Genomic DNA, 17,134 nt, shown 5'->3' on the forward strand with positions numbered 1-17,134 from the left:
TGGGTTGAAGTCAGCTAAGCTCGAGAAAGGACAAAATTCGTCCTTTCTTTTTTGATGTTCAGAGCGATAAAAATTCTTTTTTTGAAGTTTTCAAAGTTCCGAAATCCAAAGGCGTTACGTTTGATAAGTTTGATGAGATTATTGGTCGCTTCCAATTTTGCGTTGGAATAAGGTAATTGAAGAGCGTTGATGATTTTCTCTTTGTTCTTTAGAAAGGTTTTAAAGACAGTCTGAAAAATAGGATGAACCTGCTTTTGATTGTCCTCAATGAGTCCGAAAAATTTCTCAGGATCTTTGTTCTGAAAGTGAAAAAGCAAGAGCTGATAGATCTGATAGTGGTGTTTTAAGTCTTCTGAATAGCTCAAAAGCTTGTCTAGAATCTCTTTATTGGTCAAGTGCATACGAAAAGTAGGGCGATAAAAGCGTTTATCACTCAATTTACGACTATCCTGTTGGATGAGTTTCCAGTAGCGCTTGATAGTCTTGTATTCATGAGATTTTCGTTCAAACTGATTCATGATTTGAACACGCACACGACTCATAGCACGGCTGAGATGTTGGATAATATGGAAACGATCCAACACGATTTTAGCGTTTGGAAAAAGCTGTTTAGCCAAGTCATAGTAAGGACTAAACATATCCATCGTAATGATTTTCACTCGACATCGAACGACTCTATCATATTTAAGAAAGTGATTTCGAATGATAGCTTGTGTTCTGCCTTCAAGAATAGTGATGATATTGAGATTATCAAAATCTTGAGCAATGAAACTCATCTTTCCCTTTGTAAAGGAGTACTCGTCCCATGACATAATTTCAGGAAGACGAGAAAGATCATGCTTAAAACGGAAGTCATTGAGCTTGCGAATGACAGTTGAAGTTGAAATGCCAAGCTGATGAGCAATATCGGTCATAGAAGTTTTTTCAATCAATTTTTGCGCAATCTTTTGGTTGATGATACGAGGGATTTGATGATTCTTCTTTACTAGAGGAGTCTCAGCCACCATCATTTTTGAGCACTGATAGCACTTGAATCGACGCTTTTTCAAGAGAATTCTAGTAGGCATACCGGTCGTTTCGAGGTAAGGAATCTTAGACGGTTTTTGAAAGTCATATTTCTTCATTTGACTTCCGCAATTAGGGCAAGGTGGGTTCTCATAATCCAATTTAGCGATGATTTCCTTGTGACTATCTCTATTGATGATATCTAGAATCTTGATGTTTGGGTCTTTAATATCGAGAAGTTTTGTGATAAAATGTAATTGTTCCATATGAATCTTTCTAATGAGTTGTTTTGTCGCTTTTCATTATAGGTCATATGGGACTTTTTTTCTACAACAAAATAGCTCCATAATATCTATAGGGGATTTACCCACTACAAATATTATAGAGCCTTCTATTTGGAAAATGGTATAATCATCGCATATGTTTATTTGAAAATCAAAGCTTTGATAATCGTGCGAGGGAGAAATCTAAGAGATGAATGATTTAGGGGAAAAGGTAAGACTTCTTAGAGAAGAGAAAGGACTTAGTCGCCCTATTTTTTGCGGGGATGAGTCTGAATTATCAGTGCGTCAATTGGTGCGAATCGAAAAAGGAGAATTTCGTCCCACTATAAAAACACTGAAATATATTGCAGATAGATTAGAAATTCCGTCCTACGTCTTGATGCCAGACTATAAGGAATTACCCAAGCGTTACCAAGAATTAAAATACTTTCTTCTTCATCATCCTGACTACGGAGACAAAGAGTTGCAGGAACAAAAAGAAGAATATTTTGATGAGATTTTTGAGTGTTTTTATGATGATTTGCCACGTGATGAGAAGGGGATAGTGGATTGTCTTCAAGCTATAGATGAGGTGAGGGCGACTGATAATGAAGAGTATGGCCTTTCACTTGTAGATGAATATTTGGAAGAACTTTGTAATCAAAGCGAATTTTCGTTTTCAGATTTTTTAAAAATTAGATTGTATTTTTTATGTAGTTATTTAGAGTATATAAAAATAGGACAGTTAGCTATTAGTAAGCAGATACAACTTCAATCAATGTTTCAAAAAGTTTGTGATAGAGTAGAAAAAATTCATACTGAAGACTTATTTCTAGTTCGAGATGTATTGTTTGCTGGCTTAGGTAGTTGTGAATTGCTTAACGATTTAGAATTATTTAAGTTGGCAGTGGAAAAACTTAATTGGATTTCTGAGAAAACACGAGATTTTCAAAAACAACCGATTGTCTTGATGGTGGAGTGGAAATATTATCTTCGGACTGATTATGATACAGCCAAACAAAAGTATGAAGAAGCAAAAATGATGGCGAGGATGTTTGGTAATGAGAAGTTAATCGTTAGTTTAGATAATGAATGGGCTGAGGACCTAGAAAGATATCGTTAAAGGGTTTATAGGAGTGACATTTCTGTCATTGGTGAAATGTCGCTTTTTTGTTACAATGAATTTTACTTGATATACATCCAGAAGCAAACTAGGCAATAGAGAGAAAATTCTAAGTAGTAGGCCCATAGGAGAAATCAGTGCTGATGTCGCTTGAAGGATTTTCTGTAAGTATGATGTATGACGATAACAGTTTTAAATAAGGGGGAAAGAATGTCCATTTTATCCATTAAAAATATTTCAAAGTTTTACATTTTGGACGGTAAGCATCAAGAGCAAGCTTTAAGGAATATTAACCTGCAGATTGCAGAAGGGAAAATAACTGCAATTTACGGTCCATCAGGCTGTGGCAAAACCAGTCTACTCAATATCATCAGTGGTCTAGACAGACAATACGAAGGCGTTTTAGAGTTTAAAGGGGAATCCCTCCGTGACTTATCAGAGATTGAACTAACTCAATTTCGCAAAGATAAGATTGGATTTGTATTTCAAAATTTTAACCTCATTCCTCATCAGTCTGTCTTGGACAATGTCAAGTTACCTCTCTATGTCAAAAATTTATCTGACAGGGAGATGACAATGATTGCAAAGGAACAATTAAGTAACTTGGGCATGGAGCCTTTTATGGCTAAAAATGTTAAACAGCTTTCTGGCGGGCAAAAGCAACGCGTAGCAATAGCGCGTGCATTGGTAAATCAGCCAGATATGATTGTAGCAGATGAGCCGACGGGTTCGCTGGATTCTCAATCCCAAGAAAAGGTATTGGAGGTATTTAAAAATTTAGCCCAAACAGGAAAAACAGTATTGATTGTAACTCATAACCCAGAGGTTGCTGAATATGCAGACGTGATTATCAAAATGAAGGATGGTGAAGTCGTTGAAGAAGTCAAAAAATAAAGGATTATCATTGAAAAATAAATTCAAACTTTCTTTAAATAACTTTCTGGAAAGAAAGTGGCGTAATCTATTGATTGCGCTAGCAACCTCAATCGGTTTTGTAGGAGTCTTAATTTCTTTCGGCTTGGGAAATGCTTTGATTTCGATGATTGATGAAAATACGAATGGAGGTCAAATTCCTTCTCAAGTTCAGATTGCTTTAAACACAGAGAATGCTGGACGAGGCTTTTTGAACCAAGATGATAAGAACTATATCGTGGATACAGTTGGGAAAGAAGCTATTAAATATTTGGAGAGTCCTTTTGGGATGATCATGTCAACTATTACTATAGATGGACAAGAAATGGATCTGAGCCAAACGATGCCATCTTATGCTCAAGTTGTGAGTTTATATGAGGATACAAGTATCTCCGTTAGCAGTAATGAGAAAGAAAAAGTGCTAGCAGGGCCTATATACACTGATGCAAAGGAGCAGGGTTTGACGATTCCGATGAGTCTACTGAAAAATTGGAATGAACAAACAGGGAAAAATCTGACAGCTAGTGATGTTATAGGCAAAACAGTATCGGCAAGCATTGTAGAAAATGGGGCTGAAGGTAGCAAGACTTCTCAATTTCAAACTCAGATTGTACGTGTGATTAATGATGAAGATGACATGGAGGACAGCAACAGTTTCATGCCGTCTAATCAAATGGAAACGATTTTGAAAGAAGCTGGATTTACAAAAGCTGTATCTTATTTTATCTTGGAACTCAAAGATCCATCACAGACAAAAGCGGTAACAGAAGAATTACAGAAAAATAAGAAGTATACTGTTCTTTCTCAGCAGAAGATTCTTGATATTGTGATTACCTTTATTCGTGTCATTCAAGGATTGTTGATTGTGCTTTCATCACAAGCTATTGTGGTAGCAGCGGTCATGATTGGTATTATCATTTACATCAATATCATGCAACGTTCTAAGGAAATAGGTGTCATGAAGGCAGTTGGTTATCAAAATCGTGATGTCAAAGGAATTTTTATTTACGAGGCTATCTGGATTGTAGGAATCGCCTTGCTATTGGCATTTTTGGTTGCACAAGGGGTGGGAAGTTTGGCGAATGCGATTGTGAGCCATTTTTACCCATCCATCACGAAGGTTTTTGAATTAAATCTTCTATCTATTTTAGGAACTCTAGCTTTCGCTCTATTACTTGGTTATGTCTCAGCCTACTTCCCAGCACGTAAAATTAGTAAAATGGATCCTGTAGAATCGCTACGATATGAATAGTAAGGGAGTTCTTGATTTATAGCCTTAAAAAGAAACTAACATAGAAAAACAATGCCCGTACTTGCAATTAAACTCAAATAGTTATATAATAGGTTTGTTGAAAGGTGATTTGTAGTGATTCAAGTTACTCTTTTCACAATAAAATTTTCATGATTTTCATAAGGAGGAAATCACTAATGGTAGTTAAAGTTGGTATTAACGGTTTCGGACGTATCGGTCGTCTTGCTTTCCGCCGTATCCAAAACGTAGAAGGTGTTGAAGTTACTCGCATCAACGACCTTACAGATCCAGTTATGCTTGCACACTTGTTGAAATACGACACAACTCAAGGTCGTTTCGACGGTACTGTTGAAGTTAAAGAAGGTGGATTTGAAGTTAATGGTAAATTCATCAAAGTTTCTGCTGAACGTGATCCAGAACAAATCGACTGGGCTACTGACGGTGTAGAAATCGTTCTTGAAGCTACTGGTTTCTTTGCTAAGAAAGAAGCAGCTGAAAAACACCTTAAAGGTGGAGCTAAAAAAGTTGTTATCACTGCTCCTGGTGGAAACGACGTAAAAACAGTTGTATTCAACACTAACCACGACGTTCTTGACGGTACTGAAACAGTTATCTCAGGTGCTTCATGTACTACAAACTGCTTGGCTCCAATGGCTAAAGCTCTACATGATAACTTTGGTGTTGTAGAAGGATTGATGACTACTATCCACGCTTACACTGGTGACCAAATGATTCTTGACGGACCACACCGTGGTGGGGACCTTCGTCGTGCTCGCGCTGGTGCTGCAAACATCGTTCCTAACTCAACTGGTGCTGCAAAAGCTATCGGTCTTGTTATCCCAGAATTGAACGGTAAACTTGACGGATCTGCACAACGTGTTCCAATCCCAACTGGATCAGTTACTGAATTGGTAGCAGTTTGTGAAAAGAACGTTACTGTTGATGAAGTAAACGCAGCTATGAAAGCAGCTTCAAACGAATCATATGGTTACACAGAAGATCCAATCGTATCTTCAGATATCGTAGGTATGGCTTACGGTTCATTGTTTGACGCAACTCAAACTAAAGTTCTTGACGTTGACGGTAAACAATTGGTTAAAGTTGTATCATGGTACGACAACGAAATGTCATATACTGCACAACTTGTTCGTACTCTTGAATACTTCGCAAAAATTGCTAAATAATTCTTGAGTCGATAAAAAACGGCTCTTTGTCAACTGTAGTGGGTTGAAGTCAGCTAAGCTCGAGAAAGGACAAAATTCGTCCTTTCTTTTTTGATGTTCAGAGCGATAAAAATCCTTTTTTTGAAGTTTTCAAAGTTCCGAAATCCAAAGGCGTTTCGTTTGATAAGTTTGATGAGATTATTGGTCGCTTCCAATTTTGCGTTGGAATAAGGTAATTGAAGAGCGTTGATGATTTTCTCTTTGTTCTTTAGAAAGGTTTTAAAGACAGTCTGAAAAATAGGATGAACCTGCTTTTGATTGTCCTCAATGAGTCCGAAAAATTTCTCAGGGTCTTTGTTCTGAAAGTGAAAAAGCAAGAGCTGATAGATCTGATAGTGGTGTTTCAAGTCTTCTGAATAGCTCAAAAGCTTGTCTAGAATCTCTTTATTGGTCAAGTGAATACGAAAAGTAGGACGATAAAAACGTTTATCGCTGAGTTTTCGACTATCCTGTTGGATGAGCTTCCAGTAACGCTTGATAGCCTTGTATTCATGGGATTTTCGTTCAAACTGATTCATGATTTGAACACGCACACGACTCATAGCACGGCTGAGATGTTGGATAATATGGAAACGATCCAACACGATTTTAGCGTTTGGAAAAAGCTGTTTAGCCAAGTCATAGTAAGGACTAAACATATCCATCGTAATGATTTTCACTCGACATCGAACGACTCTATCATATTTAAGAAAGTGATTTCGAATGATAGCTTGTGTTCTGCCTTCAAGAACAGTGATGATATTGAGCTTATCAAAATCTTGAGCAATGAAACTCATCTTTCCCTTTGTAAAGGAGTACTCGTCCCATGACATAATTTCAGGAAGACGAGAAAAATCATGCTTAAAACGGAAGTCATTGAGCTTGCGAATGACAGTTGAAGTTGAAATGGACAGCTGATGAGCAATATCGGTCATAGAAGTTTTTTCAATCAGCTTCTGAGCAATTTTTTGGTTGATGATACGAGGGATTTGATGATTCTTCTTGACGAGAGAAGTCTCAGCAACCATCATTTTTGAACAATGATAGCACTTGAATCGACGCTTTCTAAGGAGAATTCTAGTAGGCATACCAGTTGTTTCAAGGTAAGGAATTTTCGAAGGTTTTTGAAAGTCATATTTCTTCATTTGACTTCCGCAATTAGGGCAAGGTGGGTTCTCATAATCCAATTTAGCGATGATTTCCTTGTGACTATCTCTATTGATGATATCTAGAATCTTGATGTTTGGGTCTTTAATATCGAGAAGTTTTGTGATAAAATGTAATTGTTCCATATGATTCTTTCTAATGATGGTTTGATCGCTTTTCATTATAGATGATATGGAACTTTTTTTCTACAACAAAATAGGCTCCATAATATCTATAGGGGATTTACCCACTACAAATATTATAGAGCCTAAAAAACAAGGCCTCTTGGTCTTGTTTTTTATATGGAAAAATGGATGATAGTGTCATCCATTCTTTTTTAATTCTTTTTCAAAAGTATCTGAAAGAGCAGTGAAACTTAACTTTTCTAAAGTAAGCGGGTGGGTAAAGGACAAACGGAAGGCATGAAGCATAAGCCGACTTGTTTTTAATTTACTATTATAGAGAGGGTCACCTAAAATAGGGAGGTTATGATGTGAAAGGTGCACACGAATCTGATGGGTTCGCCCTGTCTTTAGCTTGCAACGAACCAAGGAAGTTTTATTTGGAAATTGTTTTAATCTGCTTACATGCGTTTCAGCATATTGCCCATTTTTTCTATCAACTATTCGTTTTCTGCGGTCATGGCGATCACGCCCAATTTTGTCTTTGAAGACAAGTTCTTTTTTATTGATATTTCCATCAACTAGTGCCCAATATTCTCTAGCAATCTCTTTTTTCTCCAATAAGCGATTGAGAATAGGCAGGATAAAAGGATTTTTAGCAAAAAGGACTAAACCGCTGGTCTCCATGTCCAGACGATGAACGACATAGCAGGTTTGGCCAACATAGGCACTGACATGGTTAAGAAGGGCGATTTCATTTGGCTGGTTACCGTGGGTTTTAATACCCTCTGGTTTGTTGACAATAATCAAGTGTTGATCTTGATAAATTTCTTGAACGAGATTTGGATTGCCCCAAGGGATTTCTTTTTCAGGATACTCTTCCTCGTCAAAAGTCAATTGGCAAACATCTCCAGAATTTACGATTACGTTCCAGTGGACTTCTTCTTGATTTATCAAAATATGTTTCTTGATTCTCAAAAAATGCCGGATTTTTCTAGGAATGAGGAGTTGCTCCTCAAGTAATTGCTTTACTGTCATTTGAGGTAGAGAGTCTGGTAATGTAAATGTGAATTTCATACAGATATTGTAACAAAAAAGCTCTTATTTGGATAGGAAATAGCTAAATTCTTGTCTTCCTATGATGAAGATGATAAAATAAACGCATGAAATTAGATAAATTATTTGAGAAATTTCTTTCTCTTTTTAAAAAAGAAACAAGTGAATCAGAGGCTTCGGATTCGACTAGCTTACGTCGCTCTCGTAGTGATCGAAAAAAATTAGCCCAAGTGGGTCCAATTCGAAAATTCTGGCGCCGCTATCATCTAACAAAGATTGTCCTTATACTAGGTTTGGGTGCAGGCTTGCTAGTTGGAACCTATTTGTTTGCTGTAGCCAAATCAACTAATGTCAATGATTTGCAAAATGCCTTGAAAACTCGAACGCTCATTTTTGACCGTGAAGAAAAAGAAGCTGGTGCCTTGTCTGGTCAAAAGGGAACCTATGTTGAGCTGACTGACATCAGTAAAAATTTGCAGAATGCTGTTATTGCGACAGAAGACCGTTCTTTCTATAAAAACGACGGGATTAACTATGGTCGTTTCTTCTTGGCGATTGTCACTGCTGGTCGTTCAGGTGGTGGTTCTACTATTACCCAACAGCTAGCTAAAAATGCCTATTTGTCGCAGGATCAAACCGTTGAGAGAAAAGCGAAAGAATTTTTCCTTGCCTTAGAATTAACAAAAAAATATAGTAAGGAACAGATATTAACCATGTACCTTAACAATGCCTATTTTGGAAATGGTGTGTGGGGTATAGAAGATGCGAGTAAGAAATACTTTGGAGTTTCTGCATCAGAAGTGAGTCTGGATCAAGCTGCGACTCTGGCAGGGATGCTTAAAGGACCGGAACTGTATAATCCCTTGAATTCCGTAGAAGATTCGACCAATCGTCGTGATACTGTTTTGCAAAATATGGTTGCAGCGGGTTACATTGATAAAAATCAAGAAACCGAAGCTGCAGAAGTTGATATGACTTCGCAATTGCACGATAAGTATGAAGGAAAAATCTCAGATTACCGCTATCCTTCTTACTTTGATGCGGTTGTTAATGAAGCTGTTTCCAAGTATAATCTAACAGAGGAAGAAATTGTCAATAATGGCTACCGCATTTACACAGAGCTGGATCAAAACTACCAAGCAAATATGCAGGTTGTCTATGAAAATACATCGCTATTTCCGAGGGCAGAGGATGGAACAGTTGCTCAATCAGGAAGTGTAGCTCTCGAACCAAAAACAGGGGGGGTTCGTGGAGTTGTCGGTCAAGTTGCTGACAATGATAAAACTGGATTCCGGAATTTCAACTATGCAACTCAATCAAAACGTAGCCCTGGTTCTACAATTAAGCCCTTAGTTGTTTATACACCTGCAGTTGAAGCAGGCTGGGCTTTGAATAAGCAGTTGGATAACCATACCATGCAGTATGACAACTATAAGGTTGATAACTATGCAGGGATCAAAACGAGTCGAGAAGTTCCTATGTATCAAGCCTTGGCAGAATCGCTTAATCTACCTGCTGTTGCCACTGTTAATGATCTGGGCGTCGACAAGGCTTTTGAGGCAGGCGAAAAATTCGGACTCAACATGGAAAAGGTCGATCGTGTTCTTGGTGTCGCCTTGGGAAGCGGTGTTGAAACCAACCCTCTTCAAATGGCTCAAGCATATGCTGCCTTTGCAAATGAAGGTTTAATGCCGGAAGCTCATTTTATTAGTAGAATTGAAAATGCTAGTGGTCAGGTCATTGCTAGCCATAAAAATTCACAAAAACGGGTGATTGATAAGTCTGTAGCAGACAAAATGACCAGTATGATGTTGGGAACATTTACAAACGGAACCGGTATCAGTTCATCGCCTGCGGACTATATCATGGCAGGGAAAACTGGTACAACTGAAGCTGTTTTCAATCCGGAGTACACAAGTGACCAGTGGGTAATTGGTTATACTCCGGATGTGGTAATCAGTCATTGGCTTGGTTTCCCGACGACTGATGAAAATCACTATCTAGCAGGATCTACTTCAAACGGTGCAGCCCATGTCTTTAGGAATATTGCAAATACCATTTTACCTTATACGCCAGGAAGTACCTTTACAGTTGAAAATGCCTATAAGCAAAATGGAATCGCGCCAGCTAACACAAAAAGACAAGTACAAACGAATGATAATAGCCAGACAGATGATAATTTGTCTGATATTCGAGGACGTGCGCAAAGTCTAGTAGATGAGGCTAGCCGTGCTATCTCGGATGCGAAGATTAAGGAAAAGGCTCAAACGATATGGGATTCGGTAGTCAATCTATTTCGCTAAGATGCTTGTCAAAGCCTAGCTTTCTTGTTATAATAGATAAGATGGAGGCGTTATGGCATTAAAAAAAGCAAGCCTAGCTTGTGCGGTTTGTGGTTCTAGAAACTATTCAATCAAGATCAGCGGAAACCCCAAGCCAACACGACTAGAAGTAAACAAATTTTGTAAGCATTGTGGCAAGTATACTACACATAGAGAAACGAGATAGGAGAGAGCGATGCGTTTTATTGGAGATATTTTTAGACTTCTTAAAGACACAACATGGCCAACTCGCAAGGAAAGCTGGAGAGATTTTCGTTCTATCATGGAATACACTGCTTTCTTTGTTGTGATTATTTATATTTTTGACAAGTTGATTGTTTCAGGTTTGATTCGATTTATTAACATTTTTTAGAAGAACTGAGGAGTTATTCACGCTAAAAGTCTTCTATTATGAAAGGAAGTATCATGGATAGTTTTGATAAAGGATGGTTTGTTTTACAAACTTATTCTGGTTATGAAAATAAGGTAAAAGAAAATCTATTGCAACGTGCACAAACCTACAATATGTTGGATAATATTTTACGTGTTGAAATTCCAACACAAACCGTGCAAGTTGAAAAAAATGGAAAGAGAAAAGAAGTAGAAGAAAATCGCTTTCCAGGTTATGTTCTTGTAGAAATGGTTATGACGGATGAAGCTTGGTTTGTTGTTCGAAACACACCAAATGTTACAGGATTCGTCGGATCTCACGGAAATAGATCAAAACCAACTCCATTATTGGAACAAGAAATCCGTGATATCTTGGTTTCTATGGGACAAACTGTACAAGAGTTTGATATCGATGTTGAAGTTGGTCAAACTGTACGTATTATTGATGGTGCTTTTGCAGACTATACTGGTAAAATTGCAGAGATTGATAACAATAAAGTGAAGATGATTATCTCTATGTTTGGCAATGACACAGTTGCAGAAGTAAACCTAAACCAAATTGCAGAACTATAACCCAAAGAGAGGCAAGCCCTCTCTTTTTGTGCAGTTGAGGAGGCAGAGAGAACAGAACAGAGAAAAGAACCCAATAAGCTTCTTTATTTGTTAAACTGTATCTAGAAAGGGGAACGTTATGTTTAAAGAATTGTATAAAGAAGTCCAAGGAATTGTGTATAAGTGTAGAAATGAGTATTACCTTCATTTATGGGAGCTATCGGATTGGGATCAAGAAGGTATGATTTGCTTGCATGAATTAATTAGTAGAGAAGAAGAGCTGGCAGAAGATATTCCTCGATTAAGGAAGTACTTCAAAACTAAGTTCCGGAATCGTATTTTAGATTATATCCGTAAGCAGGAAAGTCAAAAACGAAGATATGATAAAGAACCGTATGAAGAAGTGGGTGAGATCAGTCATCGTATCAGTGAGGAAGGTCTTTGGCTAGATGACTATTATCTCTTTCATGAAAGACTAAGAGATTATAGAAGTAAACAAAATAAAGAGAAACAAGAGGAGTTAGAACGCCTCCTCAGAAATGAACGCTTTCGAGGCCGTCAAAGGGTCCTAAGAGACTTACGGATTGTGTTTAAAGATTTTGACATCCGTACATACTAGGAAGTCATGCAAAAAACTTAAAAAAGTTTAAAAAAGGTGTTGACAAAGAAAAAAAAGTCGGTATAATAGTAAGAGTTGAAAATAGCAACTCCGGTCCGTTGGTCAAGGGGTTAAGACACCGCCTTTTCACGGCGGTAACACGGGTTCGAATCCCGTACGGACTATGGTATGTTGCGGTTGAAACACTTGATGAAAAAAATTAAAAAAAGTTTCAAAAAAGTGTTGACAAGCGAAAGCGGCTGTGATATACTAATATAGTTGTCGCTTGAGAGAAGCGAGTGACAAAGACCTTTGAAAACTGAACAAGACGAACCAATGTGCAGGGCACTACAACTGAGGTTGTAGTACTGAACAATGAAAAAAACAATAAATCTGTCAGTGACAGAAATGAGTGAGAACTCAAACTTTTAATGAGAGTTTGATCCTGGCTCAGGACGAACGCTGGCGGCGTGCCTAATACATGCAAGTAGAACGCTGAAGGAGGAGCTTGCTCTTTCCGGATGAGTTGCGAACGGGTGAGTAACGCGTAGGTAACCTGCCTGGTAGTGGGGGATAACTATTGGAAACGATAGCTAATACCGCATAATAGTAGATGTTGCATGACATTTGCTTAAAAGGTGCAATTGCATCACTACCAGATGGACCTGCGTTGTATTAGCTAGTTGGTGAGGTAACGGCTCACCAAGGCAACGATACATAGCCGACCTGAGAGGGTGATCGGCCACACTGGGACTGAGACACGGCCCAGACTCCTACGGGAGGCAGCAGTAGGGAATCTTCGGCAATGGACGGAAGTCTGACCGAGCAACGCCGCGTGAGTGAAGAAGGTTTTCGGATCGTAAAGCTCTGTTGTAAGAGAAGAACGAGTGTGAGAGTGGAAAGTTCACACTGTGACGGTATCTTACCAGAAAGGGACGGCTAACTACGTGCCAGCAGCCGCGGTAATACGTAGGTCCCGAGCGTTGTCCGGATTTATTGGGCGTAAAGCGAGCGCAGGCGGTTAGATAAGTCTGAAGTTAAAGGCTGTGGCTTAACCATAGTACGCTTTGGAAACTGTTTAACTTGAGTGCAAGAGGGGAGAGTGGAATTCCATGTGTAGCGGTGAAATGCGTAGATATATGGAGGAACACCGGTGGCGAAAGCGGCTCTCTGGCTTGTAACTGACGCTGAGGCTCGAAAGCGTGGGGAGCAAACAGGATTAGATACCCTGGTAGTCCACGCCGTAAACGATGAGTGCTAGGTGTTAGACCCTTTCCGGGGTTTAGTGCCGTAGCTAACGCATTAAGCACTCCGCCTGGGGAGTACGACCGCAAGGTTGAAACTCAAAGGAATTGACGGGGGCCCGCACAAGCGGTGGAGCATGTGGTTTAATTCGAAGCAACGCGAAGAACCTTACCAGGTCTTGACATCCCTCTGACCGCTCTAGAGATAGAGTTTTCCTTCGGGACAGAGGTGACAGGTGGTGCATGGTTGTCGTCAGCTCGTGTCGTGAGATGTTGGGTTAAGTCCCGCAACGAGCGCAACCCTTATTGTTAGTTGCCATCATTCAGTTGGGCACTCTAACGAGACTGCCGGTAATAAACCGGAGGAAGGTGGGGATGACGTCAAATCAGCATGCCCCTTATGACCTGGGCTACACACGTGCTACAATGGCTGGTACAACGAGTCGCAAGCCGGTGACGGCAAGCTAATCTCTTAAAGCCAGTCTCAGTTCGGATTGTAGGCTGCAACTCGCCTACATGAAGTCGGAATCGCTAGTAATCGCGGATCAGCACGCCGCGGTGAATACGTTCCCGGGCCTTGTACACACCGCCCGTCACACCACGAGAGTTTGTAACACCCGAAGTCGGTGAGGTAACCTTTTAGGAGCCAGCCGCCTAAGGTGGGATAGATGATTGGGGTGAAGTCGTAACAAGGTAGCCGTATCGGAAGGTGCGGCTGGATCACCTCCTTTCTAAGGATAAGGAACTGCGCATTGGTCTTGTTTAGTCTTGAGAGGTCTTGTGGGGCCTTAGCTCAGCTGGGAGAGCGCCTGCTTTGCACGCAGGAGGTCAGCGGTTCGATCCCGCTAGGCTCCATTGGTGAGAGATCACCAAGTAATGCACATTGAAAATTGAATATCTATATCAAATAGTAACAAGAAAATAAACCGAAAACGCTGTAGTATTAATAAAGAGTTTATGACTGAAAGGTCAAAAAATAAGGTTAAGTTAATAAGGGCGCACGGTGGATGCCTTGGCACTAGGAGCCGAAGAAGGACGTGACAAACGACGATATGCCTTGGGTAGCTGTAAGTAAGCGATGATCCAGGGATTTCCGAATGGGGGAACCCAACAGGTACTACCTGTTACCCATATCTGTTAAGGATGTGAGGAGGAAGACGCAGTGAACTGAAACATCTAAGTAGCTGCAGGAAGAGAAAGCAAAAGCGATTGCCTTAGTAGCGGCGAGCGAAACGGCAGGAGGGCAAACCGAAGAGTTTACTCTTCGGGGTTGTAGGACTGCAATGTGGACTCAAGGACTATAGAAGAATGATTTGGGAAGATCAGCCAGAGAGAGTAATAGCCTCGTAATTAAAATAGTCTTTGTGCCTAGCAGTATCCTGAGTACGGCGGGACACGCGAAATCCCGTCGGAATCTGGGAGGACCATCTCCCAACCCTAAATACTCCCTAGTGACCGATAGTGAACCAGTACCGTGAGGGAAAGGTGAAAAGCACCCCGGGAGGGGAGTGAAATAGAACCTGAAACCGTGTGCCTACAACAAGTTCGAGCCCGTTAATGGGTGAGAGCGTGCCTTTTGTAGAATGAACCGGCGAGTTACGTTATGATGCGAGGTTAAGTTGAAGAGACGGAGCCGTAGGGAAACCGAGTCTGAATAGGGCGAATTAGTATCATGACGTAGACCCGAAACCATGTGACCTACCCATGAGCAGGTTGAAGGTGCGGTAAGACGCACTGGAGGACCGAACCAGGGCACGTTGAAAAGTGCTTGGATGACTTGTGGGTAGCGGAGAAATTCCAAACGAACTTGGAGATAGCTGGTTCTCTCCGAAATAGCTTTAGGGCTAGCGTCGACATTAGAGATTCTTGGAGGTAGAGCACTGTTTGGGTGAGGGGTCCATCCCGGATTACCAATCTCAGATAAACTCCGAATGCCAATGAATTATGGTCGGCAGTCAGACTGCGAGTGCTAAGATCCGTAGTCGAAAGGGAAACAGCCCAGACCACCAGCTAAGGTCCCAAAATAATTGTTAAGTGGAAAAGGATGTGGGGTTGCACAGACAACTAGGATGTTAGCTTAGAAGCAGCTATTCATTCAAAGAGTGCGTAATAGCTCACTAGTCGAGTGACCCTGCGCCGAAAATGTACCGGGGCTAAAACAATTTACCGAAGCTGTGGATACCTTTTATAGGTATGGTAGGAGAGCGTTCTATGTGTGAAGAAGGTATACCGTGAGGAGTGCTGGAACGCATAGAAGTGAGAATGCCGGTATGAGTAGCGAAAGACAGGTGAGAATCCTGTCCACCGTAAGACTAAGGTTTCCAGGGGAAGGCTCGTCCGCCCTGGGTTAGTCGGGACCTAAGGAGAGACCGAAAGGTGTATCCGATGGACAACAGGTTGATATTCCTGTACTAGAGTATGTAGTGATGGAGGGACGCAGTAGGCTAACTAAAGCAGACGAATGGAAGAGTCTGTCTAAGCAGTGAGGTGTGATATGAGTCAAATGCTTATATCTATAACATTGAGCTGTGATGGGGAGCGAAGTTTAGTAGCGAAGTTAGTGACGTCACACTGCCAAGAAAAGCTTCTAGCGTTTAAACATACTCTACCCGTACCGCAAACCGACACAGGTAGTCGAGGCGAGTAGCCTCAGGTGAGCGAGAGAACTCTCGTTAAGGAACTCGGCAAAATGACCCCGTAACTTCGGGAGAAGGGGTGCTGACATATGTCAGCCGCAGTGAATAGGCCCAAGCAACTGTTTATCAAAAACACAGCTCTCTGCTAAATCGTAAGATGATGTATAGGGGGTGACGCCTGCCCGGTGCTGGAAGGTTAAGAGGAGTGCTTAGCGTAAGCGAAGGTATGAATTGAAGCCCCAGTAAACGGCGGCCGTAACTATAACGGTCCTAAGGTAGCGAAATTCCTTGTCGGGTAAGTTCCGACCCGCACGAAAGGCGTAATGATTTGGGCACTGTCTCAACGAGAGACTCGGTGAAATTTTAGTACCTGTGAAGATGCAGGTTACCCGCGACAGGACGGAAAGACCCCATGGAGCTTTACTGCAGTTTGATATTGAGTGTCTGTACCACATGTACAGGATAGGTAGGAGTCTAAGAGATCGGGACGCCAGTTTCGAAGGAGACGTTGTTGGGATACTACCCTTGTGTTATGGCCACTCTAACCCAGATAGGTGATCCCTATCGGAGACAGTGTCTGACGGGCAGTTTGACTGGGGCGGTCGCCTCCTAAAAGGTAACGGAGGCGCCCAAAGGTTCCCTCAGAATGGTTGGAAATCATTCGCAGAGTGTAAAGGTATAAGGGAGCTTGACTGCGAGAGCTACAACTCGAGCAGGGACGAAAGTCGGGCTTAGTGATCCGGTGGTTCCGTATGGAAGGGCCATCGCTCAACGGATAAAAGCTACCCTGGGGATAACAGGCTTATCTCCCCCAAGAGTTCACATCGACGGGGAGGTTTGGCACCTCGATGTCGGCTCGTCGCATCCTGGGGCTGTAGTCGGTCCCAAGGGTTGGGCTGTTCGCCCATTAAAGCGGCACGCGAGCTGGGTTCAGAACGTCGTGAGACAGTTCGGTCCCTATCCGTCGCGGGCGTAGGAAATTTGAGAGGATCTGCTCCTAGTACGAGAGGACCAGAGTGGACTTACCGCTGGTGTACCAGTTGTCTTGCCAAAGGCATCGCTGGGTAGCTATGTAGGGAAGGGATAAACGCTGAAAGCATCTAAGTGTGAAACCCACCTCAAGATGAGATTTCCCATGATTTTATATCAGTAAGAGCCCTGAGAGATGATCAGGTAGATAGGTTAGAAGTGGAAGTGTGGCGACACATGTAGCGGACTAATACTAATAGCTCGAGGACTTATCCAAAGTAACTGAGAATATGAAAGCGAACGGTTTTCTTGATTTGAATAGATATTCAATTTTGAGTAGGTA

The 17,134-nt window shown here is 41.1% G+C and carries 12 protein-coding genes, 2 tRNA genes and 2 rRNA genes; 13 read left to right on the forward strand and 3 right to left on the reverse strand.

Annotated elements, in window-relative coordinates:
• Window positions 1–14 precede the first annotated feature (14 nt).
• On the reverse strand, window positions 15–1,271 hold the full coding sequence (locus UKS_RS01125; protein ID WP_156011434.1) for an ISL3 family transposase: 1,257 nt from the start codon (window positions 1,269–1,271) through the stop codon (window positions 15–17).
• A gap of 208 nt (window positions 1,272–1,479) precedes the next feature.
• Between UKS_RS01125 and UKS_RS01130 the strand changes: the two genes are divergently transcribed.
• From UKS_RS01130 to gap, 4 genes are all read left to right on the forward strand, one after another.
• Window positions 1,480–2,391, forward strand: coding sequence for a helix-turn-helix domain-containing protein (locus UKS_RS01130; protein ID WP_156011435.1), 912 nt, complete (start codon window positions 1,480–1,482; stop codon window positions 2,389–2,391).
• 210 nt (window positions 2,392–2,601) lie between these two features.
• Window positions 2,602–3,285 carry an ABC transporter ATP-binding protein gene (locus UKS_RS01135; RefSeq protein ID WP_156013016.1) on the forward strand — a complete coding sequence of 228 codons (684 nt, stop codon included), beginning with the start codon at window positions 2,602–2,604 and terminating at the stop codon, window positions 3,283–3,285.
• Complete coding sequence (locus UKS_RS01140) at window positions 3,254–4,555, forward strand: ABC transporter permease (protein ID WP_173020428.1); 1,302 nt, start codon at window positions 3,254–3,256, stop codon at window positions 4,553–4,555. The genes UKS_RS01135 and UKS_RS01140 overlap by 32 nt, the downstream gene beginning before the upstream one ends.
• A 176-nt stretch (window positions 4,556–4,731) precedes the next feature.
• Window positions 4,732–5,739 carry a type I glyceraldehyde-3-phosphate dehydrogenase gene (gap, locus tag UKS_RS01145; protein ID WP_049496850.1) on the forward strand — a complete coding sequence of 336 codons (1,008 nt, stop codon included), beginning with the start codon at window positions 4,732–4,734 and terminating at the stop codon, window positions 5,737–5,739.
• A gap of 53 nt (window positions 5,740–5,792) precedes the next feature.
• Here gap and UKS_RS01150 read toward each other — a convergent pair whose 3' ends face one another.
• Together UKS_RS01150 and UKS_RS01155 are read right to left on the reverse strand one after the other, a co-directional pair.
• Window positions 5,793–7,049 (reverse strand): ISL3 family transposase, encoded by a 1,257-nt coding sequence (locus UKS_RS01150; RefSeq protein WP_173020489.1) that lies wholly within the window; start codon window positions 7,047–7,049, stop codon window positions 5,793–5,795.
• Between the two features lie 177 nt (window positions 7,050–7,226).
• On the reverse strand, window positions 7,227–8,102 hold the full coding sequence (locus UKS_RS01155; protein ID WP_080977087.1) for an RluA family pseudouridine synthase: 876 nt from the start codon (window positions 8,100–8,102) through the stop codon (window positions 7,227–7,229).
• Between the two features lie 86 nt (window positions 8,103–8,188).
• On the opposite strand from UKS_RS01155, the gene pbp2a reads away from it, so the two are divergent.
• The 9 genes from pbp2a (at window position 8,189) to UKS_RS01200 (ending at window position 17,068) form a co-directional block, all read left to right on the forward strand.
• Entirely contained in the window at window positions 8,189–10,384 is a 2,196-nt protein-coding gene (pbp2a, locus tag UKS_RS01160; RefSeq protein ID WP_156011437.1) for a penicillin-binding protein PBP2A, read from the forward strand.
• Window positions 10,385–10,436: 52 nt separating this feature from the next.
• Window positions 10,437–10,589 (forward strand): 50S ribosomal protein L33, encoded by a 153-nt coding sequence (rpmG, locus tag UKS_RS01165; protein ID WP_001809375.1) that lies wholly within the window; start codon window positions 10,437–10,439, stop codon window positions 10,587–10,589.
• A 9-nt stretch (window positions 10,590–10,598) separates the two neighbouring features.
• Window positions 10,599–10,775 carry a preprotein translocase subunit SecE gene (gene secE / locus UKS_RS01170; RefSeq protein WP_001210990.1) on the forward strand — a complete coding sequence of 59 codons (177 nt, stop codon included), beginning with the start codon at window positions 10,599–10,601 and terminating at the stop codon, window positions 10,773–10,775.
• Between the two features lie 53 nt (window positions 10,776–10,828).
• Window positions 10,829–11,365, forward strand: coding sequence for a transcription termination/antitermination protein NusG (gene nusG / locus UKS_RS01175; protein WP_033687381.1), 537 nt, complete (start codon window positions 10,829–10,831; stop codon window positions 11,363–11,365).
• A 118-nt stretch (window positions 11,366–11,483) separates the two neighbouring features.
• Complete coding sequence (locus tag UKS_RS01180; RefSeq protein ID WP_156011438.1) at window positions 11,484–11,963, forward strand: sigma-70 family RNA polymerase sigma factor; 480 nt, start codon at window positions 11,484–11,486, stop codon at window positions 11,961–11,963.
• Window positions 11,964–12,055: 92 nt separating this feature from the next.
• Window positions 12,056–12,127: transfer RNA gene (locus tag UKS_RS01185), tRNA-Glu, on the forward strand.
• Window positions 12,128–12,369: 242 nt separating this feature from the next.
• Window positions 12,370–13,917: ribosomal RNA gene (locus UKS_RS01190) — 16S ribosomal RNA — on the forward strand.
• Between the two features lie 51 nt (window positions 13,918–13,968).
• Window positions 13,969–14,041: transfer RNA gene (locus UKS_RS01195), tRNA-Ala, on the forward strand.
• A gap of 125 nt (window positions 14,042–14,166) precedes the next feature.
• A 23S ribosomal RNA gene (locus UKS_RS01200) occupies window positions 14,167–17,068 on the forward strand.
• The 16S and 23S rRNA genes sit together here with 2 tRNA genes alongside, the layout of an rRNA operon.
• Window positions 17,069–17,134: the final 66 nt, after the last annotated feature.

Source organism: Streptococcus sp. 116-D4 (assembly GCF_009731465.1).
Lineage (GTDB): Bacteria > Bacillota > Bacilli > Lactobacillales > Streptococcaceae > Streptococcus > Streptococcus pseudopneumoniae_E.